The organism is Acidovorax sp. SRI_002 (assembly GCF_057586455.1).
Window position 1 is genome coordinate 572955 of record NZ_JBYCZW010000003.1, and the last position, 23538, is coordinate 596492.

Below are 23538 nucleotides of genomic sequence, written 5' to 3' on the forward strand. Positions count from 1 at the left end.
TATCAACTGCCTCCATGGACCGCGACGAGCTGGGCGCTTGGTTGCGCCTCACGCTTTCCCAGGGCGTGGGCAATGGCGCCGCGCGGCGCCTGCTGTCCCGTTTTGGGCTGCCGCAGGACATCTTCCGCCAACCCGAATCTGCCTTGCAGGACTGTGTGACCTTGGCCCAGGCCAAGGCGCTGTGTACCGTACCCAGCGGATGGGAGGCGTTGCTGGAGACCACCTGGCATTGGCTGGAGGGCGCAGACCGACAAGGACCTGCCCGTGCGGTGATCACATTGGGGGATGCCCGGTATCCCCAGTCGCTGCTGGACACCGAAGATCCCCCGCTGCTCATGTACCTGATGGGGGCGGCCCGGCTGGTGGCGCAAAACCCGTTCCCGACCGGCCGGTGCCTGGCCGTGGTCGGCAGCCGCAACCCGACGGCACAGGGCGCGGACAACGCGCGGCTCTTTTCGCGCGCGCTGCGGGGGGCGGGCTTCACCATCGTCTCGGGGCTCGCGCTGGGTGTGGATGCGGCAGCCCATGAAGGTGCGCTGGATGTGTCCTCCGACCCCTTTGCGGAGGCAACACCTGCCACCATTGCGGTCGTGGGCACCGGGTTGGATCGCGTCTACCCCCGCAAGAACCTTGACCTGGCCCACCGCATCGCAGCTCACGGGGTGTTGGTCAGCGAATACCCCCTGGGCACGCCACCGCTGGCCGCCAATTTCCCCAAGCGCAACCGCATCATCTCCGGCCTCTCTCAAGGCACTCTCGTGGTCGAGGCGGCGTTGGCGTCTGGTTCGCTGATCACCGCCCGAATGGCGGCGGAACAGGGCCGTGAGGTTTTTGCCATCCCCGGCTCCATTCACGCACCGCAATCGCGGGGTTGCCATGCGCTCATACGCCAGGGCGCCAAGCTGGTGGAGTCCGCGCAGGATGTGCTGGAAGAACTGCGCATGCCCCCTGCGGCAGGCAAGCAGAGCGCCTCTTCTGGCGCTGCCGTGCTTGACGAAGAAGGCAGCAGGGATATCGACACTCGCCAGACTGAAAGCCCCTTGTTGCAGGCGCTGGGTTTTGACCCCATGGGGGTGGATGCCCTGGTGGCCCGCACGGGCATGGATGCGGCGTCGCTGCAGGTGGAATTGCTGGAGCTGGAGTTGGATGGCCAGGTGGCGCGTCTGCCCGGCGGCCTGTACCAGCGGCTGGGCAGCGCCTGACGCTGGCGGTGACCTCTCGTTGCCCGGTGGCACAGGCATCGTCTTGATGCCCCTGAAACCGCGTCAGTCCAGCAGCCGCTCGGGGTTTGCGTCCAGCTTGGCCAGTGCATCGCGCGTGGCGCGCAAGGTCAGGCCTTCTTCGTCCTGGGCCACGAGCAAGCCCGCTTGCAAGTACGCAGCCAGCCTGCGCAGCTGGATCAGGTAGCTGCTGCCATCCACGGCTGCGAACAGGTGCAGCTGCTTGCGCTGGCTTTGCCACGCGTACTGCACCTGGGCCGATGCGCCGTTGTGGTCCAGTGTGTACCAGGTGCCAGGCTGCAGTTCCTGGGCCCAGGCCACCATGGCGTCTTCCACCGGGGCGCCGTTGTCGGCGACCACATGAATGGACGAAGCGTCGATACCCAGCATCATTTCGATGTTGTCGGCATTGAGCGGCATGTCGCCCAGCGTGGCGTCGCTAATAAAGTCCTCCAGATTGGCCAGGCGCTTGGCCATGGCGTCAATGTGGGCCTGCGGGATGGAGGCCGTCTTGGACAGGAAGGCATCGGCCAGGGTGTCGGTGAGGATCTTGATCTGGGCGTCCTGCGGCGCGCCGTTCACGCCCATGAGGGCCAGCCCCTGGCGCAGTCGCTGCAGCAGGCCAGGAAGATTCTGGATGACCTGCGCGCGGTCGCTGCGGTTGGGCTTGGCACTGGCGGCCCAGACGAGGTCGGCGGCTGTGCGCTTGAGCGAGATGGTGTCTGCGTGCTGGGGGCCGTCGCGCACGGCCGAGAGGGCCAGGACTTCGGCCCAGGTCTTGAACAGAAACTCGCGGATCTCGTCGCGCACCGGCATGTCGCGCAGCATGGTGCGCAGCTCGATGGTGTACTGGATCGCCAGCGTCTCCCTTTGCTCCACCTGTTGAGCCACCGTAACCAGGCGCGACGTAGCCTGTTTTTCGGTGAGGAACTTGGACAGGAATTTCTCGAACTCGTCGTAGACGAGCTGGAACACCCGGCGGCCGGTTTCAGGGTACTGCTCAATCACCTGTACCACGCGGCGGATTTCCGCCTCCAGTGCGCTGCCATTGATGCTGGTCGCATCAAAACCCATTACGCAGGCGCCCATGCGGTCGATCAGCTGGCGCGCTGGGTGGTTGAGGTTGCTGAAAAACTCTGGCTCGGCCAGTGCCACACGCAGCACAGGCACCTGAAGCCGCGCAAACCACACGCGCACGGCTGGCGGGATGCGGTCTTCGGCCAGGATGCTCTGGAACATCAGGGCCACCACTTCAATGATGGCTTTTTCACCGGCCGTCGAGGCTTTTTTCTTGAGTTCGGTCGAGCGTTCGCGCACGGCACCTGCCAACTGGACCACGGCCGCAGGGCTGTAGTCTTCCATCAGGGTGGCGACACCGCTGTAGTACGTGTCGGCGTGCACACGGTGGGCGGTCAGTGCATGGGCCAGCGCCGCGGACGCTGGTGGGGCATTGACCATGTCGAAGCCGGTGGCGGGCTGTGTGAGCAGCCTGCGCAGTTGCCCCATCACACCGTGGGCGCGCTGGCGGGCGCGTGCCAGCGGAGTCATGCCGGTGGCAAACGCAGTGGGCATTCCGTGCTGCGGGTAGCCCGGTGGGGGCATGCGGGACGGATGCTGGGGCATGGGCCGACCGCCTTGGGGGGGCATCATGCCCCCGCGCGCTGCCGCCATGGCATCCCGGGTCTGGGCCAGGGCCTGGGAGGCCAGGCCTCCGGCCCCGGAGTCGTTGCTCCCACCGCTGCCGGTGATCGCCCCCCCTGCCGTGCGCCGCACGCGGGACTTCAGGTCCGCCTGTGGCGTCACACCCTGTTCCACATAGAACACGTTGACGGCCTGGTACTGTTTCTGGAGCAAGTTGGCCAGTTCCCGCTGCAGCGGGTCCACCACGGTCTGCAGGTCGGTGCGGGGCAGTCCGGCCTCCACCCACTGCTCGACCAGCAGCAGGCACACGGCTTCCGGACGGAGGATATCGCTGCTGTCGAGTTCCTGGCCTTCCAGCGACTGGGTGCGCTGGCGCAGTGTGTCGAACTGCTGGCTCACCTGTTCGCTGACCGTCAGGGCCATGCGTGAAGCCAGGATCTTGTTTTCCACCACGTCGTCGCTCAACAGTTCGAACTGGGGGTTTGCGCCATTGGCTGCCAGGGCACCCCGGGTGGTGCTGCTGTGGGGGGCCAACGCATCGCGCCAAGCCTTGCCGGTGCGATCTGTCCAGGCTGCGTGGTGCTGTTGGTACCGCATCCAGGCATCGCGGTGCGACTGCATTTCGCGCGCCGTGCCCGTCTGGGTCATCAGCGTTGTCAGGAGGTCCAGGACCGTCTTGTCCAGGTCCGGGAGCCCTGCACAGATGCCCTCTACGAACCGCTGGCGCGCCTGGCGGGCCAGGCGGCGCTGCGGAACGGAAGAGGGCGTGGGCTGCATGGGCAGATATTAGCGGGTCAGACGGTGGCTCCGGCATGGGGATCATTCGGATCCCCATCTTTTCTGACGGGCTTGACAAGGTCCTCGCGTTTTACGCCCAGCCACATGGCGATGGCGGCTGCCACGAACACGGACGAGTAGATGCCGAACAGGATGCCGATCGTCAGCGCCAGCGCAAAGTAGTGCAGGCTGGGGCCGCCAAAGAAGAACATCGACAGCACCATGGCCTCGGTCGAAGCGTGGGTGATGATGGTGCGGCTCATCGTGCTCGTGATGGCGTGGTCGATCACCTCGTGCGTGCTCATCTTGCGGTACTTGCGGAAGGCCTCGCGGATCCGGTCGAAGATCACGACCGACTCGTTGACCGAGTATCCCAGCACGGCCAGCACAGCAGCCAGCACCGACAGTGAGAACTCCCACTGAAAGAACGCGAAGAAGCCCAGGATGATCACCACGTCATGCAGGTTGGCGATGATGGCGGCGACCCCGAACTTCCACTCGAAGCGGAAGGCCAGGTAGATCACGATGCCCACGACCACCATGGCCAGCGCCATAAGGCCGCCGTGCACCAGTTCCTCACCCACCTGCGGGCCGACGAACTCGGTGCGGCGCAGCGTGACCTCGGGGTCAGCGGCCTTGAGCGCGCCCAGTACCTGCTCGCTTTGCTGCGCGGATGTGACGCCCTTTTGCACGGGCAGCCGGATCATCACGTCGCGGGCGGTGCCGAAGTTCTGCACTTGCACGTCCGGATAGCCCAGGCCGGAAACCGTCTCGCGGACCTTGGCCAGTTCGGCGGGCTGGCTGTAGGCCACTTCCATGACCGTACCGCCGGTGAACTCCACCGACAGGTGCAGGCCGCGGGTCAGCAGGAAGAACACTGCGAGGGCAAAGGTGATGAAGGAGATCGCGTTGAAGATCAACGCGTGCTTCATGAAGGGGATATCTTTTTTGATGCGGAAGAATTCCATGGCCGTTGTCCTTTAGTTCGTCTTGGCCACGGCGGTGTCGGCATCTGGCTTCCAGACCGTACCGATCGACACGCTCTTGAGCTTCTTCTGGCGGCCGTACCACAGGTTCACCAGGCCCCGCGAGAAGAACACGGCCGAGAACATGCTGGTCAGGATGCCGATGCAATGCACCACGGCAAACCCGCGCACCGGGCCGGAGCCAAAGGCCAGCAGGGCCAGGCCTGCAATCAGGGTCGTCACGTTGGAGTCGAGAATCGTCGCCCAGGCACGCTCGTAGCCCGTATGGATGGCCGCCTGTGGCGAGACACCCGAGCGTAACTCCTCGCGGATGCGTTCATTGATCAGCACGTTCGAGTCAATGGCCACCCCAATCGCGAGGGCCATAGCGGCAATGCCCGGCAATGTGAGTGTGGCTTGCAGCATCGACAGAACCGCCACCAGCAGCAGCACGTTCACGCCCAGCGCAATGCTGGAGAACACGCCAAACAGCATGTAGTAGGCGCACATGAAGATGGCAATCGCGATCAGACCCCAGACCACGCTGTTGATGCCGCGCTCGATGTTGTCGGCGCCCAGGCTGGGGCCGATGGTGAATTCTTCGATGATTTCCATGGGCGCCGCCAGCGAACCGGCGCGCAGCAGCAGCGCGGTGTCGTTGGCTTCGGCCGTGGTCATGCGGCCCGAAATCTGCACGCGCCCGCCGCCGATCTCGGTGCGGATCACCGGCGCGGTCACCACTTCGCCCTTACCCTTTTCAAACAGCACGATGGCCATGCGCTTGCCTACGTTCTCGCGCGTGATGTCCTTGAAGATGCGTGCACCCTTGGCGTCCAGCGTGAGGTTCACAGTGGGTTCCTGCGTCTGGCCGTCAAAGCCCGGCTGGGCATCGGTCAGGTTCTCGCCGGTCAAGATCACCTGCTTCTTGACGATGACCGGCTGGCCGCTGCGTTCCAGATAGCGTTCCGAGCCGAACGGCACGGGGCCACGGCCAGTCTCGGCGGCGCGGGCTTCGGTGCCCTCGTCCACCAGGCGAACTTCCAGCGTGGCGGTGCGGCCCAGGATGTCCTTGGCCTTGGCCGTGTCCTGCACACCGGGCAGCTGCACCACGATGCGGTCCAGGCCCTGCTGCTGGATCACGGGTTCGGCCACGCCCAGTTCGTTGATCCGGTTGTGCAGCGTGACCATGTTCTGCTTGAGCGCCTGCTCCTGCACCTTGCGCGTGGCTTCGGGCTTGATGGCAACGCGCAGCTTGAATTCAGTGCCCTCGGGCGTGCTGGTGACCTGGAGGTCGGGGAACTGGTCCGCAATCAGGTTGCGGGCTGCAGTCATCGTGGCTTCGTCGCGTACCTTGATGTCGATGTTCTGCCCTTCGCGGCTGATGCCACCGTGGCGGATGCTCTTGTCGCGCAGTGCGGTGCGGATGTCGCCTGCGTACGACTCGGCTTTTTTGGTCAAGGCCGCCTGCATGTCCACCTGCAGCATGAAGTGCACGCCGCCGCGCAGGTCCAGGCCCAGGTACATGGGGTTGGCGTGCAGGGATTTGAGCCAGACGGGCGAGCGGGACACCAGGTTCAGCGCCACGATGTACGAGGGATCGCTGGCGTCGGGCACCAGGGCCTTCTGGATCGCGTCCTTGGCCTTGAGCTGCGTGTCGGGCGCATCGAAACGCGCGCGCACCGAGTTGCCTTCCAGTTCCACGAAGTCTGGCGTGACGCCAGCCGCCTTGAGCGCCTCTTCCACCCGCTGCTGCACGGCGGTGTCCACCTTGACGGTGGCTTTGGCCGACGAAACCTGCACGGCAGGTGCCTCGCCGAAGAAATTGGGCAGGGTGTACAACACCCCCACCAGCAGCACGATCACCAGGATCGCGTACTTCCAGACCGGATAACGGTTCATGATCGCGCTCTTATCTCAGTATTTCAGGCGCTGTGTGCGCCGATCCCCTCATGCCAGCGGACACCGTGGAACTGGCGTTGCCAGGCCACGGGCGTCGTCCCCCTTCCCGCGCGCAGCGCGAGAGAAAGGGGAAGCGGCGCAGCCGCTCAGGGGGTTGATCCTCACTTCACCGAACCCTTGGGAAGCACCTGAACCACGGCGCTGCGCTGCAGCTGCACTTCCACGCCGCTGGCGATCTCGATGTGCAGGAAACCTTCGGACAGGCGCGTGACCTTGCCGACGATGCCGCCTGCGGTGGCCACTTCATCGCCCTTGGCAATGGCTTCGATCATGGCGCGGTGTTCCTTCTGGCGCTTCATTTGGGGGCGGATCATGACGAAGTACAGCACCACAAACATCAGCACCAGGGGCAGCATGCCCGTGAGCGTGGACATCATGTCGCCGCCGCCAGCGGCTGCTGCGGGTGCGGTTTGGGCAAAAGCGGAAGAAATAAACACGGACTGGACTCCACAACGGATGTTCAAAATTCACACAACCCGCCAGAGGCAAGCGCCATAGCGCCTGTCAGGGCAGAACAGGGCATTGTATGCGGCGCCCCGCCTGTGTCCCCAGGAGGAAGACCCAAGGCGGCAGCGGGTGTTTGCCGCGCCAGGCGGCGCAGGGGATGGATTGACAGTTATTTAGGTAAAAATGGCTGCTAGCGCTTGATGGTTATGCATTTATAGCTCATCAATTAATAGCAAAAAGCCCGCGCCAGGCGCGGGCTCTCCGCCCCAAACGGCCGCTGCGGGCCGTGTGTCAGGCCGCCTGGCGCCGGGGCTCGGTCACCTTGCCGCTGCGCCACTGGGCCATCAGGCCGTCCCATTTGGGGCGTGCCGCTTTCAGGTGGCGCTCCTTCACGTGGCCATAGCCCCGGATCTCTTCGGGGATGCGGGCGATCTCCACGGCCAGGGCCAGGTTGTCCGCATTCAGCGTGGCCAGCAGTTCGTCGATGCAGGCGCGGTATTCCACGATCAGCGCGCGCTCCATGCGGCGCTCCTCGGTCTTGCCGAACACGTCCAGCGCCGTGCCGCGCAGACCCTTCATCTTGGCCAGCAGGCCAAAAGCGCTGCGCATCCAGGGGCCGAAGGGCTGCTTGACGAGTTCGCCCTTGTCGTTCTTCTTGGCCGTCATGGGTGGTGCCAGGTGGTGCACCAGCTTGTAGTCGCCTTCGAACATGTTGGCGATCTTGTCCGTGAAAGCCTGGTCGGTGTGCAGGCGCGCCACTTCGTACTCGTCCTTGTACGCCATGAGCTTAAACAGGTAGCGGGCCACGGCTTCGCTCAGGCGGGTGCCGACGTCCAGCCGCGATTCGGTCGCCTTCACCTTCTCGACAAACGCGTGGTACTCGGCCGCGTAGGCCGCGTTCTGGTAGCCAGTGAGGAATTCGACACGCTTGGCGATCATCTCGGTCAGCGAGGGCTTCTTCACAAACTGGATCACCTGCGCAGCCTGGAACAGCGCCTGCACCGACGCCAGATCGTGCGCGCAGCGGCGGCCCCATTCAAACGCCGCCTTGTTGTTGTCCACCTGCACGCCGTTGAGTTCCATGGCGCGGATCAGCGATGCCAACGTCAGCGGCACGCGGCCCTTTTGCCAGGCGTAGCCCAGCATCAGCGGGTTGGTGTAGATGCTGTCGCCCAGCAGCTGGGTGGCCACCTGCTCAGCGTCAAAGCTGCCCACACCGCCTGCGCCGACCGCCGCGGCAATGGCGCTGTCGCAATTGGCGCCGGGGAACTGCCAGTCCGGGTTGGTCACGAAGGCCGCCGTGGGCGTCCCGTGCGTGTTGAGCGCTACAAAGGTACGGCCCGGCTGCATCACTGCCAGCGTGTACTTGTGGGCCGCCACGATGGAATCGCAACCGATTACCAGGTCCGCCTTGGCCGTATCGACCTTGGTGGTGTAGATGGCTTCGGGGCGGTTGGCGATCTGGATGTGGCTCCAGGTGGCGCCACCCTTCTGGGCCAGGCCGCCAGCGTCCTGCGTGATGACGCCCTTGCCATCCAGGTGCGCCGCCATGCCCAGCAGCGAGCCGATGGTGATCACGCCCGTGCCGCCCACGCCGCCGACCACGATGCCCCAGGCCGCTTCGGCCACCGGCAGCACGGGTTCAGGAATGGAGGGCAGCGCCGACAGGTCGCCCTTCTTTTCCTTCTTGGGCTTCTTGAGCTTGCCGCCCTCCACCGTGACGAAGCTCGGGCAGAAGCCGTTCACGCACGAGTAGTCCTTGTTGCAGGTGCTCTGGTTGATGCGGCGCTTGCGGCCGAATTCGGTCTCCACGGGCTCGACGGAGAGGCAGTTGGACTTGGTCGAGCAATCGCCGCAGCCCTCGCACACCAGCTCGTTGATGACCACGGTCTTGTCGGGCGTGGCCAGGGTGCCGCGCTTGCGGCGGCGGCGCTTTTCGGTCGCGCAGGTCTGGTCGTAGATGATGACCGTGCAGCCCTTGATCTCGCGGAACTGGCGCTGCAGCGTGTCGAGCTCGTCGCGGTGGTGCACCGTCACGCCCTCGGCCAGCGGTACTCCGTCGTACTTCTGCGGCTCGTCGGTCACGATGATGAGCTTGACCACGCCCTCGGACTTCAGGCTGTTCATGATCTGCAGCACCGAATGGCCCTCAGGCCGCTCGCCCACCTGCTGGCCGCCGGTCATGGCCACGGCGTCGTTGTAGAGCACCTTGTAGGTGATGCTGGTGCCCGCCGCAATGCTCTGGCGGATGGCCAGCAGCCCGCTGTGGAAGTAGGTGCCGTCGCCCAGGTTGGCAAACACGTGCTGGTCGGTGGTGAACGGTGCCTGGCCCACCCAGGTCACGCCCTCGCCGCCCATCTGCGTGAAGGTGGAGGTGTTGCGATCGGGCATCCAGTTGGCCATGTAGTGGCAGCCGATGCCCGCCACGGCGCGCGAGCCCTCGGGCACGCGGGTGCTGGTGTTGTGCGGGCAGCCGCTGCAGAACCACGGGGCGCGTTCGCCCGTGTCCACCTTCAGCTCCGTCATCGCGCGTTCGCTGGCCTCGATGACGGCAATGCGCGAATCCATGCGCGCGATGATGTCGCTCGATACGCCCAGCTTCTTCAGGCGCTTGGCAATCGCCTTGGCGATGATGGCGGGGGTCAGGTCGGCCTTGGCGCGCAGCAGCCAGTTCTGGCTGGGGTTGGGCATGCTCCATTCGCCGCCCGTCGCATCGCCTTCGGGCTCGTCGAACTTGCCCAGCACATTGGGGCGCACGTCGGCGCGCCAGTTGTACAGCTCTTCTTTCAGCTGGTATTCGATGACCTGGCGTTTTTCTTCCACCACCAGGATCTCTTGCAGGCCCTGGGCGAAGTCGCGGGTGATGGTCGCTTCGAGCGGCCACACCACGTTGACCTTGTGCACGCGGATGCCCAACTGGCGGCAGGTGTCGTCATCGAGGCCCAGGTCCACCAGCGCCTGGCGTGTGTCGTTGTAGGCCTTGCCGCTGGCAATGATGCCGAAGCGGTCGTTCTTGCCTTCGATGACGTTGTAGTTGAGCTTGTTGGCGCGGATGTACGCCAGGGCCGCGTACCACTTGTAGTCCATGAGACGCGCTTCCTGCTCCAGCGGTGCGTCGGGCCAGCGGATGTGCAGGCCGCCGGGCGGCATCACGAAGTCCTCGGGCATCACGATCTTCACGCGGTCCGGGTCGATGTTGATGCTGCTCGAAGACTCCACCACCTCCTGGATGGTCTTCATGCCCGACCACACGCCCGAGAAACGGCTCATGGCAAAGGCGTGCAGGCCCATGTCCAGGATTTCCTGCACGCTGCTAGGGAAAAACACCGGCGTGCCGCAGGCCTTGAAGATGTGGTCGCTCTGGTGCGCGGCCGTGCTGCTCTTGCTGATGTGGTCGTCGCCCGCAATCGCGATAACGCCGCCATGCTTGGCGGTGCCGGCCATGTTGGCATGCTTGAACACGTCCGAGCAGCGGTCCACGCCCGGGCCCTTGCCGTACCAGATGCCGAAGACGCCGTCGAACTTCTTGCTCTGCGGGTACAGGTCCAGCTGCTGCGTGCCCCAGACGGCCGTGGCGCCCAGCTCTTCGTTCACGCCGGGCTGGAAGACGATGTTGTTGGCCGCCAGGTGCTTCTTGGCAGCCCACAGCGCCTGGTCGTAGGTGCCCAGTGGCGAGCCCCGGTAGCCGCTGATGAAACCCGCCGTGTTCAGGCCCTCCACGGCATCGCGCTGGCGCTGCAGCATGGGCAGGCGCACCAGGGCCTGCACCCCGCTCATGAAGGCCCGGCCGTGGTCCAGGGAATACTTGTCGTCAAGCGTGACGGTTTCCAGCGCCTTGCGGACGGATTCTGGGAGTGGGGCATTCATGGCTATGTCTCCAATGGCTTTTTTGTGGGGTCCGCGCCTTGTGGGCCGGTGGGGGGCAGAGTCCATCCGCCCGTTTAGGGCCGCGACTCCAGTGTGGAGAGAAGTGTATGTCTGCGCCGCTGATATGTCTTTGCGTTCTGTGCCGTGTTTAGGCTATTCTGAGAAAGGATCTTTCTCATTGCAGCCATTTTGTGAACACTCTCGACAAATTCGATATCGCCATCCTCAACGAACTGCAGGCTGACGCCCGCCTGACGAACGCCGAGCTGGCCCAGCGCGTGGGCCTGTCGGCCGCGCCCTGCTGGCGCCGCGTGCGGGCGCTGGAAGAGCAAGGCTTCATCAAGGGCTACCGCGCCGAGATCGACCGGCACAAGATTGGCCTGGGGGTGCTGGCCTTTGTGCGGCTCGATGCCGACCGCAGCACGGGCAACCTCACGCGCAAGATGGAAGAGGCCATCCGCCAGATCCCCGAGGTCGTGTCGTGTCACTACATCAGCGGCACCGGCACCTTCGAACTGCAGGTGGTGGCGCGCGACCTGGACAGCTTTTCGCAGTTCGCGCGCGACGTGCTGCTGAACCTGCCCAATGTGAAAGACATGCACACCAGCTTCTCGCTGGGCGAGGTGAAGGCCAGCGGGGCGCTGCCGCTCACGCACCTGGCGCGGGTCAAAGGGTAATTGCTATTAAATCAATAGCTGTTAGGGCTTGATGGACGCGCGGAAAGGCCTGTTTTGGCTTCAAATCCGTGCAGTGCAAGCCCTCGCCCCGGGGCGAGGGGCTCGATGTGGCCGGGCGTCCTGCAAGGTAACAAGGCGTTAGGGCGTGGTTCCTGCGCGGGGTGTGCTGTATAAGCCTGCGGAACCACAGCGGGGCTGCCAAGCTGCCGCACGCACCCTCTCCGCCACGCGCCTGCAAGGCCCTGCACCTCGTGTCCCTGACCGGGGTGTTGGTTCGCAAGGTGGCTGCGCGAGCGGTTGCCGGTGGATCTACCAATACAACGGCTCCTTTCGCGCACAGCCCCAGGGCCTGCCGACCGGAGCCCAAAAAGAGGGCGAGGGCGGCATGATCATCTGGGGCATTTTCTGGGGCGCGGTGCTGGGCTCGTGGTTCGGCGGCTACGGCGACTTCGGGCCGTTTGTGGGCGGCATTCTGGGCTTTTTCGCCGGGCTGTCGTTGCGCTGGGCGATCCGCTCGGCCATCCGCACCGAGCTGCAGGCGCACGCTACCAAGGCCACCGCCCAGCCCACGCGGGCACCGCAGGCGGCTGCGGTTGCCGAAGACCGGTCTGAGGCGGCGGCGCCCGTGCCGCAAGGGCCCGTGCCACACGCACCCCCTCCACCACCCACCCCCAGCGACGATCCTCGGGATGCGGACGACGTTTTTTGGGCCGGCGAACTCACGCCCCAAGGCCTGCCGCGTATCCCTTCGTCGGCCCCGGCGTCGGCCCCGGTGGTCGCCCGCGCGGACGCGCCCGCCGAGCCCCGCAAGACAACAACCCAGCCCGCCCCACCCAACCCCGTCGAGCTGGCCGTGCTCGCGGCCAAGAACTGGCTCCTGGGCGGCAACACCATCGTGCGCGTGGGCCTGGTGATCCTTTTCATCGGCCTGTCTTTCCTCGCACGCTACGCCGCCTCGGCCGGGCTGCTGCCGGTTGAATTCCGCCTGGCAGCGGTTGCCGCGGTAGGTATTGCGCTGCTGGGGGTGGGGTTCCGCAAGCGCACCGACAAGCCCGGCTTTGCGCTGGCCCTGCAGGGCGGCGGCGTGGCGGTGATGTACCTCACCGTGTTTGCGGCCTTCCGGCTCTATGGGCTGTTGCCGCCGCTCTGGGCCTTCGGGTTGATGATCGCGGTCTGCGCGGCCAGCTGCGCGCTGGCGCTGCTGCAGGATTCGCGCGCGCTCGCGGTGGCGGCGTTCGCCGGGGGCTTTGCGGCGCCCATCCTGCTGTCCACCGGCCAGGGCAGCCACGTGGGCCTGTTCAGCTACTACACCCTGCTCAACCTGGCGATTCTCTTCATCGCCCACCAGCGCTCCTGGCGCGTGCTCAACGTGGTGGGTTTTGTCGCCACCTTTGGCGTGGCCACGGCCTGGGGGGCGCTCAAGTATGTGCCCGCTCACTACGCCAGCACGCAACCCTTCCTCGCGGGCTTTGTGCTGATCTACCTCGCCACCGCCATCCTCTATGCGCGCAACACGCCCACGAAGCTGGGCAAGACGGTGGACAGCATGCTGGTCTTCGGCACGCCGCTGGTGGGTTTTGGGCTGCAGGCCGGGCTGGTGCAGCCGTTTGAGCTGGGCGCGGCCTTCTCGGCGCTGGCCTTTGCTGCGCTCTACCTGCTGACCGCGACCGTGCTGGTGCGCCGCGCGCAAGCCAGCTGGCGCCTGCTCACCGAATGTTTCATCGCCATCGGCGTGGGCTTTGCCACGCTGGCCGTGCCGCTCGCGCTGGATGCGCAGTGGACCTCGGCGGTGTGGGCGCTCGAAGGCGCGGGCGCCTTCTGGGTCGGCATGCGCCAGGCGCGCTGGATGCCGCGGGCCTTTGGTCTGGTGCTGCAGGTCGTCGCCATGCTGGCGTTCATGAGCGGTGTGGACGGCGGGGGCCTGCAGGTCTCGCCCCTGCCGCTGGCCAACCCGGCCTTCCTGGGTGCGATGCTGATTGCGCTGCCCGCGCTGCTGCTGGCCTGGTGGCTGCGCCAGCCGCTGTCACACAGCGGTTCGGCCTGGGCCCAGGGCTATGCCAGGGTGGAGGTGCTGCTGCCCAATCCGGCCTACCTCTACGGCTTTGTCTTCTGGTGCCTGGCCTGGTGGCTGGAGATCACGCGGCGCGTGCCTAGCCTGGAGGCGGGCCAGTGGCCCGTGCCGGTGTTCTCGGACCGCGTTGCCGAACTGCTGGGCATGTTGGCCGTGGTGCTGAGCGCCGCGCTGTCGATGGTGCTCGGCCTGCGCACGCGCTGGGCCGTGGCCACCTGGCCTGCGCGCGCCACCATCGGCGTGCTGGCGCTGGGGTTCGTGGCGCAGGTGGTGGACGGCCACCGCGTGCTGAACACGCCCGCCTGGGCCGTGTGGCCCATTGTGCTGGCGCTGCATGGGTGGATGCTGCGGCAGACCGATCGCTGGCAGGCGGCGGACGCTGAGGGCCCGTCCGCCCAAAGCGCGCCGCGCTTCGGCTGGTTCCACGCCGCCACGGCCTGGCTGGTGACCTTGCTGCTGGCCGACTGCCTGTGGTCCGGCATCGGCAAGGCCGAGCTGTGGCGCACCTCGTGGGCCGGTGTGGTCCTGCTGGTCAGCGCGATTGCGGTGCTGATGCTGCTCGCGCTCTGGGCAGGCCGTGGCAACCAGCCTGCGGCACGCGCGGCGCTGCCCTGGCCGCTGAACCCCCATGCCGAGGCCTACTACTGGCTGGCCGCCCTGCCCCTGGCGGTGCTGGTGTTCGGGGGCGCGCTGCTGGCCGCCGTGCATTCGTCCGGACACACGGCGCCGCTGCCCTACATCCCGCTGCTCAACCCCACCGACCTGACCCTGGCGCTCGCGCTGGGCGGCCTGGTGTTCTGGCGGCGCGTGCTGCTCGCAGCGCTGCCGCCCCCGGCCCGCTCGGGCGGGCTCACCGGGCGCCATGCGCTGGTGGCCTTGGCGCTGCTCGCGTTCATCGTGATCAACACCGTGTGGCTGCGGGTGGCCCACCACTTCTTTGGCGTACGCTGGGATGCCTCGGCGCTGTTCAACAGCTTTGTGGTGCAGACCGGCTACGCGATCCTGTGGACGCTGCTGGCGCTCAGCATGATGGTGCTGGCACACCGCTGCGTGCAGCGGCCGCTGTGGCTGGTGGGCGCGGGCCTGCTGGGCGTGGTGGTGGTCAAGCTGCTGCTGATCGATCTGTCCAACGCGGGGGGGGCCGAACGCATCATTGCCTTCATCGCCGTGGGTGTGCTGATGCTGGTGGTGGGCTACTTTGCGCCGCTGCCGCCCAAGGCTGCGGCCCCTGCGGAGCCTGCTGCGCCACCGCCATCGCAACCAGAAACACTGCCATGAAGAAGCCTGTCGCCCTGAACCTGCCCCTGGTGCTGGCCGCAGCCGCCTTGTCCCTGTGCGCCGGCGTGGCCCAGGCGGCGGCCGATGCCAACAGCCCTGCGGCCTACGCCATCCGCGTTCCTGTCACGCTCGCGGCCGATGCGCCGCTGCAGCGCGTGGTGCTGCCCGCCGAGGTGCTGGTGCGCCTGCAAAGCCCGGGCTATGCCGATGTGCGCCTCTTCAACGGCGCGGGCCAGCCCGTGCCGATGGCCCTGGCCGGTGTGGCGGCGGCCAGCGCGCCCGAGGAATTGGTGACCTTGCCCGCGTATCCCATCCTGGGCGCCGCCAGCACGGGCACGGCCGGGCTGGAGGGGCTGTCGCTGCGCATCGAGGAGCGCCAGGGCCAGCGTGTGGTGCAGATCGACACGGCCGCCACGACCACCACGGCAGGCCCTGCCACCCCGCAGGCCGTGCGCGGCGCGCTGCTCGACGCGCGCAATGTGCAGCTGCCCGTGGCCCGCATGGCCCTGGACGTGGATCTGCCTGCGGGCCAGCCCGTGACGTTCCGGGTGCAGGCCAGCAAGGACCTCAAACATTGGCAGCCACTGGCCGAGACCGTGCTTTACCGTGCCGACGCTGCGGCGGCGCCCACGGCACCGGGCCGCCTGGGCAACGAGCAGGTCGACCTGCAGCGCGCCGACCTGAAGGGCCACTACCTGCGCGTGACCTGGGGCGACGCTGCCGTGACCCTGCGCGGCGCCACGCTGGCTACCTCGTCCAAAACGGGCCCGCGCGAGCGCGTCAGCGCCAGCATGGCCACGCCCGCCCTGGCCAACCCGCGCGAGCTGGTGTTTGCGCTGCCGTTTGCCACACCGGTCGCCGCGCTCGCCATCACGCCGCCCGGCAGCAATGTGCTGATTCCCGTGCGCGTGCTGGGCCGCAACCACCGCGAGCAGCCTTGGTCGCCATTGGCCAGTGCCGTGGTCTACAAGATGGCAACCGGCGGCAAGGAACAGGCCAGCGGGCCCGTGGAGCTGGGCGGTGCCTCGGTGCGCGAGATCAAGATCGAAGCCGACCCCAAGACCCCCGGTTTTGCTGCCGCGCCCGCTTTGGCGCTGCAGTTCGAGCCCGCGCAGCTGGTGTTCCTGGCCAGCGGGCAGGGGCCCTTCACGCTGGCGGCGGGGCTGCCCGGGGCCACGGCGGCGGCCAGCGCCTTCCTGCCCCTGGCCAGCCTGGTGCCGGGCTACCAGCCCGCGCAAGAGAACCAGCTGCCCGTGGCGCTGGCCGATGTGGCCCGTGCCGATATCACCGGCGGCCAGCCCGCAGACGGCGCGCAGGTGCCCGCTGCGGCGGCCAGCGGCGGCATCTCCACGCGCAGCGCCGTGTTGTGGGGCGTGCTGCTGGCGGGCGTGGCGGCACTCGGGCTCATGGCCTGGCTGCTGCTGCGGCAAACCAAACAGGCGGGCCACCAGGCCCCTGCTGCGCCGACCGATGCGGCGTGACGAGACGCGCGGGACATGCCTGCAGTCGGCTATTTAGCGCGGAACCACCACAGCCGCGCCAACCGTCGCACAATGCGCAGACATGCCGCCATTGCCGTCCCACGAAAGCACGCGCAGCGTTGCGCCCCCGCCCTCCCCTGATGCCCCGGACCTGAGCCCGGGCGCCCCGCCGCAGAACGATGCGGCTGCAGACCGTGCCGCGCGTGCGGATCTGGCGCATGGCACCGAAGAGTCCGTCGCCGCCCAGTTGGGGGACAGCGCGGCGCTGAACCAGGCGGCTTCGCTCTCACCGTTTGCGCCCTTGTCGGTGCCTGTGTTCCGCATGCTCTGGCTCACCTGGGTGGCGGCCAACACCTGCATGTGGATGAACGACGTGGCGGCCGCCTGGCTCATGACCACGCTCACCACCTCGCCCGTGCTGGTGGCGCTGGTGCAGACCGCTTCCACGCTGCCCGTGTTCCTGCTGGGCCTGCCCAGCGGTGCGCTGGCCGACATCCTGGACCGGCGCCGTTACTTCATCGCCACGCAGTTTTGGGTCGCGGCCGTGGCGCTGGTGCTGTGTGTGGCCATCCTGGCCGGAGGCATGACGGCGCCGCTGCTGCTGGCGCTCACCTTTGCCAACGGCATCGGCCTGGCCATGCGCTGGCCGGTGTTTGCGGCCATCGTGCCGGAGCTGGTCAGCCGCCCGCAGCTGCCCGCCGCACTGGCGCTCAACGGCGTTGCCATGAACGCCTCGCGCATCATCGGCCCGCTGCTGGCGGGCGCCATCATCGCCAGCGCGGGCAGCGCCTGGGTGTTTGTGCTCAACGCTGTGCTGTCCATCCTCTCGGGCCTGGTCATCATGCGCTGGAAGCGGGTGCACACACCCAGCCCGCTGGGCCGCGAGCGTCTGACCAGTGCCATGCGCGTGGGCCTGCAGTTCGTGCGCCAGTCGCCGCGCATGCGGGCCGTGCTGTGGCGCATCTCCATCTTCTTTCTGCACGCCACCGCGCTGCTGGCCCTGCTGCCGCTGCTGGCCAAAGGGCTCGAAGGCGGCGGCGCGGGCACCTTCACGCTGCTGCTGGCCAGCATGGGCGCGGGCGCCATCACGGCGGCCATGTTCTTGCCGCGCCTGCGCCAGGCCATGGCGCGCGATGTGCTGGTGATACGCGGCACAGCGCTGCAGGCCGCCGCCACGGGCGTGATGGCCGTGGCGCCCAATGTGTACGTGGCCGTGCCCGCGATGTTCGTGGCGGGCATGGCGTGGATCACCACGGCCAACTCGCTGTCGGTGTCTGCCCAGCTCGCGCTGCCCAACTGGGTGCGCGCGCGCGGCATGTCCATCTACCAGATGGCCATCATGGGCTCCACCGCGCTGGGCGCCGCCGTGTGGGGCCAGGTGGCCACGGTCACCGATGTGCATGTGAGCCTGGGCATTGCCGCCGCCACCGGCGTGGTGGCCATGCTGCTGGTGCAGCGCCTGGTGGCCGACCGCAGCATGGAGGAGGACCTGAGCCCCTCGCGCGCCTTCAAGGCGCCCGTGGCCGACACACCGCCCGGATCAGGGCACCTGGTGGTCACCATCGAATACTTCATCGACCCCGCCCGCGCCGCTGAATTTCGCGCCGTGATGCAGGAAAGCCGCAGGAGCCGCCTGCGCCAGGGCGCCCTGGGCTGGCAGCTGCTGCACGACATCAGCCAGCCCGCGCGGTATGTGGAGCGCATCGAGGACGAGTCCTGGACGGAGCACCTGCGCCGCTTTGACCGCGTGACCGCCTCGGATGTGGCGCTGCGGGACCGCAAGCTGGCGTTTCATGTGGGCGATGCGCCGCCCCGGGTGACGCGCTGGGCGGTGGAGCAATGAGGGGCCTCCCCGGGTAGCTATAAATCACCCGCGCATGCCGCTGGTGCAGACAATGCGGTAGCCCGAAAAAAAGGGAACACACGATGGTGTTCCCTTTCAATAGGAGCGTGCAACGCCCCGAAGCCAATGAGCGGCTGTTGGATCAGTCGGGCGAACCGGCCCAGATATCGGAACGCAAGCCCGCATCTGCGCCCACGGCTGCAGACTTCGCGCTCGCCGCCTTTGCCGTGACGTCGGTCACGGAGATCGCCACCGGACGAAGCGCATCGCCGCCGGAAACTTCACGCGAAGTCACACAAAACCATTCGCCTGGAATCGCCGCGACCACTGTGCCAGCATCACTTTCGCGCCCTGGGTTGCGGCCCAGCCATCCTGCAGTATTCGTCCGGATGGGTTTGCCGCTAGCGTCGATAGATGTGGAATTCCAGTCGTCGTTGCTCCCGGTGGAGTTGTCGCTGAATCGGATCACCAGCGTGGGGTTGGAATCGGCAGCCATGCCTTCTGCCAGGACGACGAACACTTTGCTGCCGTCCGGCAACGTTTTCCCACCTGCGCCCACAATCGTGCACGCCGCTGTCAGCGTGTTCTGCGATTGCACCGCAATCGTGCTGATGTTGAGCAGCTCTGCATGCACACCCGTGGCCATCGCCAGGCCCAAGCTCATTCCCAAAACACTCTTCAAAATACCTTGTCGCATGGTGCGATCCTCTCATTGTTAATAACAAACACGATCTGTGCTGGGGCACAGACCTCCTCCCTGTCTTCGGCGCTGGAACAGAACAACTGCCATCGCCATGACGCCACCATGGCACCGCAATGAAGCCCATGCCGACGCAGGCCTGGCAGGTTCGGCGCCCCTGCACTCCGCTGTCAAAAGCGGCGGCTTTGTGCCATCCGTGCGCTTCGCGCGATTCTTGGCTGGCTGAAGGGTTACGGCGGCGATAGGCCGTTGGTCGCCCAGAGAGCCACTACCTGCCGAAGACGAGCGCAGATTCTCAAGGGCCAATCTGGTAGTGGTGCCGTTGACTTTGTAGTCATCTGTAAATGCACTTGGCCCGCAGGTATGGCCATTCACAGGAGGGTTTACAACCTCCGCACGCGCGTCGATGCGGGCGGCGGCGTTGCTTCGTTCCGCGAGTGCCTCTTACAACGCGTCACAAAAACTCCATCGGTTTCACCATCCTGCTCCGGGGCATGTGGGGCTGGCCATTGCTGCATGGCATCAGCCAGTCCGTTCGGTTTGTGGAACGCATCCGCGAGGAAGCCCGGACGGAATACCTGCTGTGCTTTATCGGGTGATGGCTGTATGACGTGGCGCAGCGGGGCCACACGCTGGGGCTTTATGGGGGATGCGCCGCCGAGGGGGACAAGGTGGGCGTTGGGCCGTGGGCTGGGTTTTGTGCGATTTGAGATGTTTTTGGTCGCTAGCGCTTGTGGGGTAAGTGCTATAAGCTATAAATTTTGTAGCATTGTGGCTCGCCTCACTCCGCCCTTCGGGCTGAACGCCCCCGGCCAGTGCGACTCGGTTGAAAATCCCGGCCCATGACCTTCATTTTTCAGATGCTCTACCAAGTGCATCCGCTGCTTCCACTCGCGTATTTGATCGTGCTGGGGAACGGGGTTCTCGCCCCCGCTATCTATTGCGCCGCGCGCGGTATCCCGTATGACATCACGAAGATCTGGTCGTTGGCCAAGCACGGCCAGATCGGCGCGAGATATACCGTGATCTCGTGGGCCGCATTTGCCGCAGCGTCGGTCTTGGTTCTTGTTCTGTATGGGGTGAGATGAACCTATGAATCTCCTCGCGCGCTCCCGCCTGCTGCTTTCTTTCCTGTGTATCGTCCCCTGCGTCCACGCCGCCTCCGACCCAGCCCTGCTCGGCTGCTGGCGCGCCACCAACATCGTGCTGACCACCCCCGATGGCGAAAAGGCCGAAGACACCTCCGGCCGCTGCACCCTGCAGTTTAAGGAAGATCAGTTCGAATCGACCTGCAAGACCGCCAGCGGGACGGCCATTACCACGTACCGTTACCAGGTCGTCCGCCCCCAGGTGTATGCGGCTACCATGGCGGGCAGCACTTTCAGGACGGAGATGGTGGGCTCGACGCGCGAGTACGAGTACCGCATCACGGGCGATCAACTGCGCACTGTGACCGTGCCCCCAGCCATGGCGTTCGCGGCAGCGGCTGCGGCCCAGCGGGTGGAAACCGAAGCGGCAAGGGCGCCGTGCCCGTGAACCCGGCGGCCAACCACTGGGCGTAGGTTCGCAGAGGGGTTGAGAGTTTGCTATTAATCTAATAGCTATTAGCGCTTGCTGAATAAGCGCTGGCGGCTAAAATCATCCAAAAATCATCGGGGCCACAACGCCCACAGACGCAGGTTCTGCTTCAGGCGCCCGGCGATGTCGCCCGCTTCCGGGCCCCAGCCAGTGAAGAAGTCTGCACGCACCGCCCCCAGGATGGCGCTGCCCGTGTCCTGCGCAAGCACCATGCGATTGAGCTGTACCTGCGGGCCGCTGGAGGCCAGCCAGACGGGTGTGCCGTACGGGATGCTCTGGCGGTCCACGGCGATGGAGCGGCCGGGGGTGAGCGGTACACCCTGGGCGCCGCGCGGGCCGAAGCCCGCGTCCAGCGGGTTCAGAGGCTCCTCGCGAAAGAACACATAGCGCGGGTTGGTCCACATCAGCTCGTTGGTGCGCTGGGGGTTGGCGGCCAGCCAGGCGCGGATGCCGGGCCAGGTGGCGTCGCGGGTGTAGCCCTGGTCGAGCAGCCAGCGGCCGATGCTCTGGTAGGGCTGGTCGTTGGTGCCCGCGTAAGCCACGCGCACCAGCGACACCGTGCCGTCTGCCTCGGCGATGCGCAGGCGGCCCGAGCCCTGGATGTGCAGCACCATCGATTCCACCGGGTCGCGCAGCCAGGCGATGGCGCGGCCCGCGAGCGCGGCCTGCGCTTCCGGCAGGGTCTCGATCTGCTGGCGCGTGTACCAGGGCTTGCGGGCCCCAAGGCTGGTCGGTACGCGGTAAATGGGCACGGCAAAGCCATTGCCTGGCTGGCGGGTGGCCTCCATCATCGGCTCGTAGTACGCGGTGAGCAGGCCTTCGGGGTTGCCGTCGGTTGCTTCAACGCGGTAGGGCTGCAGGCGGGCGATGAGCCACGCGCGTTGCTCGTCGGCGGTGGCAATGCTGAGCTGGCGCACTTCGCTGCACAGCGCAGTGAAGGGGGGCTGGGGGCGTTCGCAGCTCTTGATCCAGGCGTTCCAGGCCTCGTGCAACGCATCGTCGGCAAAGCCCGGCAGCTCGGCCCAGCGCACGGGAATCCAGCGGCTTTTGGGCTGTGACATCGGTGGCGGCAGCGGGCCGGTGTCGCCGGGCAGCACCACGGTGCTGGGCGGTGGTGGCGCGGGGATGGCCCCGGGGCGGGAGGGGCTTGGGGCAGGGGGCGTTGAGCAGGCGGCCAGCGTTCCTACAATCAGCGCCGTCAAAGCAACGCGCAGGAGTGTCAATTTCATGGGGCTGATTTTGCTTGAAGCGCTGCTGGCGCTGGTGTTGCTGGTGGCCATCGTCTGGTGGACGATGTTCTCGGGCCGCAAGGGTGGCGAGCTGCAGCCGCCGCCGCAGGAGCCTTTGCCACCACCGCCAGCGGCATCCCCCCAGGCAGCTCCCCCACCACCTCCGGCGCAATGACCTTGCCTGCGCGCGGGCAGCGGGCCCAGGCGGCTTCGTCCTACAGCCAGGGTGCCGCTGTGCCGATGGTGCCCCGGCCCGGCTGCAGCCACGATGGCGATGAGCTGGGCGCACCCGATGCCTAGGCCCACCACAGGCCATGCGGCACGCGATCGGAAGTCCCGAAGCGCCCAGCTCCGTTGAATCTTTCAAGGAGCACCACCATGCGCAAACACATTCTTCTCGGCGCCACCGCCGTCATCGTTCTGGCCACTGGCTGTGCCAGCATGGACGACACCCAGCGCCGTACCGCCACCGGGGCCGGCGTGGGCGCGCTGGCAGGCGCCGTCATCGGTTCGGCCACCGGCGGCAGCGCTGGCACCGGGGCAGTGGTAGGTGCCGGTGTGGGGGCCCTGGGCACCTACATCTGGTCGCAGAACATGGAGCGCCAGAAGCGCGAGATGGAGCAGGCCACGCGAGGCACCGGCATCGGCGTGACGCAGACAGCCGACAACCAGCTCATGCTCAACATCCCCAGCGACATTTCGTTTGCCGTGGGCCGTTCGGACATCCAGCCCAATTTCGCGCCCGTGCTCGACCAGTTCGCTGCCGGGCTGCGCAACAACCCCAACACCGATGTCCGCATCGTCGGCCACACCGACAACACCGGCAGCGACGCCATCAACAACCCGCTCTCGATGGACCGGGCTGCCAGCACGCGCAGCTATCTCACGGGGCGGGGCGTGGACGGGCGCCGCATCGCCATCGACGGAATGGGGGAGCGGTATCCCATCGCCACGAACGAGTCGGCCGACGGCCGGGCGCGCAATCGGCGCGTGGAGATCTTTGTGGGCGAGCGGCCACGCGGGTAAGCAACCACACCCGAGAGGGCGTGGGGCGGGCGCGCAGAGCCCTACTTCTCTATGCGCAGCAGGTTGGCCAGCTCCACGGCCGACTTGACCTGCATCTTGTCGAACACGCGTGAGCGGTGCACCTCCACCGTGCGCACGCTGATATCGAGCTGGTCAGCGATCAGCTTGTTGGGCAGGCCCGCTACCACGAGGTCCATCACATCGCGCTCGCGGTCCGTCAGATCGCGCAGGCGCACCTGAAGGTCGCTGCGCTCACGCAGTTGCGCCAGGCGCTCGGCCGACTTGGCCAGCGCCTGCTCAACACGGTCTACCAGCGCGTTGTCGGAAAACGGTTTTTCGCAGAAATCAAACGCACCCCTCTTGACGGTGTCCACGGCAGTGGGCACGTCCGCGTGGCCGGTCAGGAAGATCACCGGCATGGTGGCCAGGTCACCACGCACCGCCAGCAGGTCGAACAGCGCCAGGCCGCTCATGCCGGGCATGCGCACGTCCAGCAGCAGGCAGCAGGGCTGGCGCTGCGCGGGCCGGCTTGAGAGCATGGCGTCAAAGGCCTCGGCACTTTCAAAGGACTCGCTGAATAGCCTGCGCGAACGCAATAGCCACGCCAGCGCTTCGCGCACGCTGGCGTCGTCGTCCACGATGTACACGGTGGCGTTGGTGGTGGGCTCCATGGTTTAACTCGGTTAACTAGTGCATTGTCGGTTACGCGCGGTCGACGCAACCGGCGCGACCTGGGCGGGGGCCGCCCCGCCGCGCTAGCGGCGTACCCCTTCCCGCGC

At 66.6% G+C, this 23538-nt stretch carries 19 protein-coding genes; 11 read left to right on the plus strand and 8 right to left on the minus strand.

Annotated features, from left to right (window positions below; genetic code table 11):
* Positions 1-14 precede the first annotated feature (14 nt).
* Positions 15-1202 (plus strand): DNA-processing protein DprA, encoded by a 1188-nt coding sequence (dprA, locus tag AC2YJX_RS10790; RefSeq protein WP_487256032.1) that lies wholly within the window; start codon positions 15-17, stop codon positions 1200-1202.
* Between the two features lie 63 nt (positions 1203-1265).
* On the opposite strand, the gene AC2YJX_RS10795 is transcribed toward dprA, so the two are convergent.
* The 5 genes from AC2YJX_RS10795 to AC2YJX_RS10815 all read right to left on the minus strand — a co-directional run bounded on the left by AC2YJX_RS10795 (position 1266) and on the right by AC2YJX_RS10815 (position 10876).
* Entirely contained in the window at positions 1266-3638 is a 2373-nt protein-coding gene (locus AC2YJX_RS10795) for a DUF1631 domain-containing protein (RefSeq protein WP_121421622.1), read from the minus strand.
* A 17-nt stretch (positions 3639-3655) separates the two neighbouring features.
* Positions 3656-4606 carry a protein translocase subunit SecF gene (gene secF / locus AC2YJX_RS10800; RefSeq protein ID WP_121421621.1) on the minus strand — a complete coding sequence of 317 codons (951 nt, stop codon included), beginning with the start codon at positions 4604-4606 and terminating at the stop codon, positions 3656-3658.
* Positions 4607-4618: 12 nt separating this feature from the next.
* Positions 4619-6502 (minus strand): protein translocase subunit SecD, encoded by a 1884-nt coding sequence (gene secD / locus AC2YJX_RS10805; RefSeq protein ID WP_436129372.1) that lies wholly within the window; start codon positions 6500-6502, stop codon positions 4619-4621.
* Positions 6503-6663: 161 nt separating this feature from the next.
* Positions 6664-6999, minus strand: a complete 336-nt coding sequence (gene yajC, locus AC2YJX_RS10810; RefSeq protein WP_055400362.1) for a preprotein translocase subunit YajC — start codon at positions 6997-6999, stop codon at positions 6664-6666.
* 301 nt (positions 7000-7300) lie between these two features.
* Positions 7301-10876, minus strand: a complete 3576-nt coding sequence (locus AC2YJX_RS10815; RefSeq protein ID WP_487256033.1) for an indolepyruvate ferredoxin oxidoreductase family protein — start codon at positions 10874-10876, stop codon at positions 7301-7303.
* 191 nt (positions 10877-11067) lie between these two features.
* Between AC2YJX_RS10815 and AC2YJX_RS10820 the strand changes: the two genes are divergently transcribed.
* From AC2YJX_RS10820 to AC2YJX_RS10835, 4 genes are all read left to right on the plus strand, one after another.
* Positions 11068-11553 carry an Lrp/AsnC family transcriptional regulator gene (locus tag AC2YJX_RS10820; protein ID WP_094289647.1) on the plus strand — a complete coding sequence of 162 codons (486 nt, stop codon included), beginning with the start codon at positions 11068-11070 and terminating at the stop codon, positions 11551-11553.
* A 385-nt stretch (positions 11554-11938) separates the two neighbouring features.
* Complete coding sequence (locus AC2YJX_RS10825; protein WP_487256034.1) at positions 11939-14902, plus strand: DUF2339 domain-containing protein; 2964 nt, start codon at positions 11939-11941, stop codon at positions 14900-14902.
* Positions 14899-16383 (plus strand): DUF3999 domain-containing protein, encoded by a 1485-nt coding sequence (locus AC2YJX_RS10830; RefSeq protein WP_487256035.1) that lies wholly within the window; start codon positions 14899-14901, stop codon positions 16381-16383. Before AC2YJX_RS10825 ends, AC2YJX_RS10830 begins: the two co-directional genes overlap by 4 nt.
* Before the next feature lie 82 nt (positions 16384-16465).
* Positions 16466-18226 (plus strand): MFS transporter, encoded by a 1761-nt coding sequence (locus tag AC2YJX_RS10835; protein WP_487256036.1) that lies wholly within the window; start codon positions 16466-16468, stop codon positions 18224-18226.
* Positions 18227-18368: 142 nt separating this feature from the next.
* Here the strand turns inward: AC2YJX_RS10835 and AC2YJX_RS10840 are convergent, their stop codons facing one another.
* Positions 18369-18923: a hypothetical protein gene (locus AC2YJX_RS10840; protein WP_147433274.1), complete on the minus strand. Its 555-nt coding sequence runs from the start codon at positions 18921-18923 to the stop codon at positions 18369-18371.
* Positions 18924-19020: 97 nt separating this feature from the next.
* Here AC2YJX_RS10840 and AC2YJX_RS10845 point away from each other — a divergent pair, with 97 nt between their 5' ends.
* The 3 genes from AC2YJX_RS10845 to AC2YJX_RS10855 all read left to right on the plus strand — a co-directional run bounded on the left by AC2YJX_RS10845 (position 19021) and on the right by AC2YJX_RS10855 (position 20462).
* The gene (locus tag AC2YJX_RS10845) at positions 19021-19152 is read left to right on the plus strand and encodes a hypothetical protein (protein ID WP_255424243.1); all 132 of its coding nucleotides are present in this window, start codon (positions 19021-19023) and stop codon (positions 19150-19152) included.
* Positions 19153-19768: 616 nt separating this feature from the next.
* On the plus strand, positions 19769-20014 hold the full coding sequence (locus tag AC2YJX_RS10850) for a hypothetical protein (RefSeq protein WP_055402226.1): 246 nt from the start codon (positions 19769-19771) through the stop codon (positions 20012-20014).
* A 4-nt stretch (positions 20015-20018) separates the two neighbouring features.
* Complete coding sequence (locus tag AC2YJX_RS10855; protein ID WP_487256037.1) at positions 20019-20462, plus strand: hypothetical protein; 444 nt, start codon at positions 20019-20021, stop codon at positions 20460-20462.
* 113 nt (positions 20463-20575) lie between these two features.
* On the opposite strand, the gene mltA is transcribed toward AC2YJX_RS10855, so the two are convergent.
* A complete protein-coding gene (mltA, locus tag AC2YJX_RS10860) occupies positions 20576-21799 on the minus strand; it encodes a murein transglycosylase A (protein WP_487256103.1) in 1224 nt (407 codons plus the stop codon).
* Between mltA and AC2YJX_RS10865 the strand changes: the two genes are divergently transcribed.
* The 3 genes from AC2YJX_RS10865 (at position 21732) to AC2YJX_RS10875 (ending at position 22759) form a co-directional block, all read left to right on the plus strand.
* On the plus strand, positions 21732-21908 hold the full coding sequence (locus AC2YJX_RS10865; protein ID WP_199731485.1) for a hypothetical protein: 177 nt from the start codon (positions 21732-21734) through the stop codon (positions 21906-21908). The genes mltA and AC2YJX_RS10865 overlap by 68 nt on opposite strands.
* Positions 21905-22033 carry a hypothetical protein gene (locus AC2YJX_RS10870; protein WP_487256038.1) on the plus strand — a complete coding sequence of 43 codons (129 nt, stop codon included), beginning with the start codon at positions 21905-21907 and terminating at the stop codon, positions 22031-22033. Before AC2YJX_RS10865 ends, AC2YJX_RS10870 begins: the two co-directional genes overlap by 4 nt.
* A 78-nt stretch (positions 22034-22111) precedes the next feature.
* Complete coding sequence (locus AC2YJX_RS10875; RefSeq protein WP_055394716.1) at positions 22112-22759, plus strand: YiaD family glycine zipper/OmpA-like lipoprotein; 648 nt, start codon at positions 22112-22114, stop codon at positions 22757-22759.
* A gap of 41 nt (positions 22760-22800) precedes the next feature.
* Here AC2YJX_RS10875 and AC2YJX_RS10880 read toward each other — a convergent pair whose 3' ends face one another.
* On the minus strand, positions 22801-23430 hold the full coding sequence (locus AC2YJX_RS10880) for a response regulator transcription factor (protein ID WP_487256039.1): 630 nt from the start codon (positions 23428-23430) through the stop codon (positions 22801-22803).
* Positions 23431-23538: the final 108 nt, after the last annotated feature.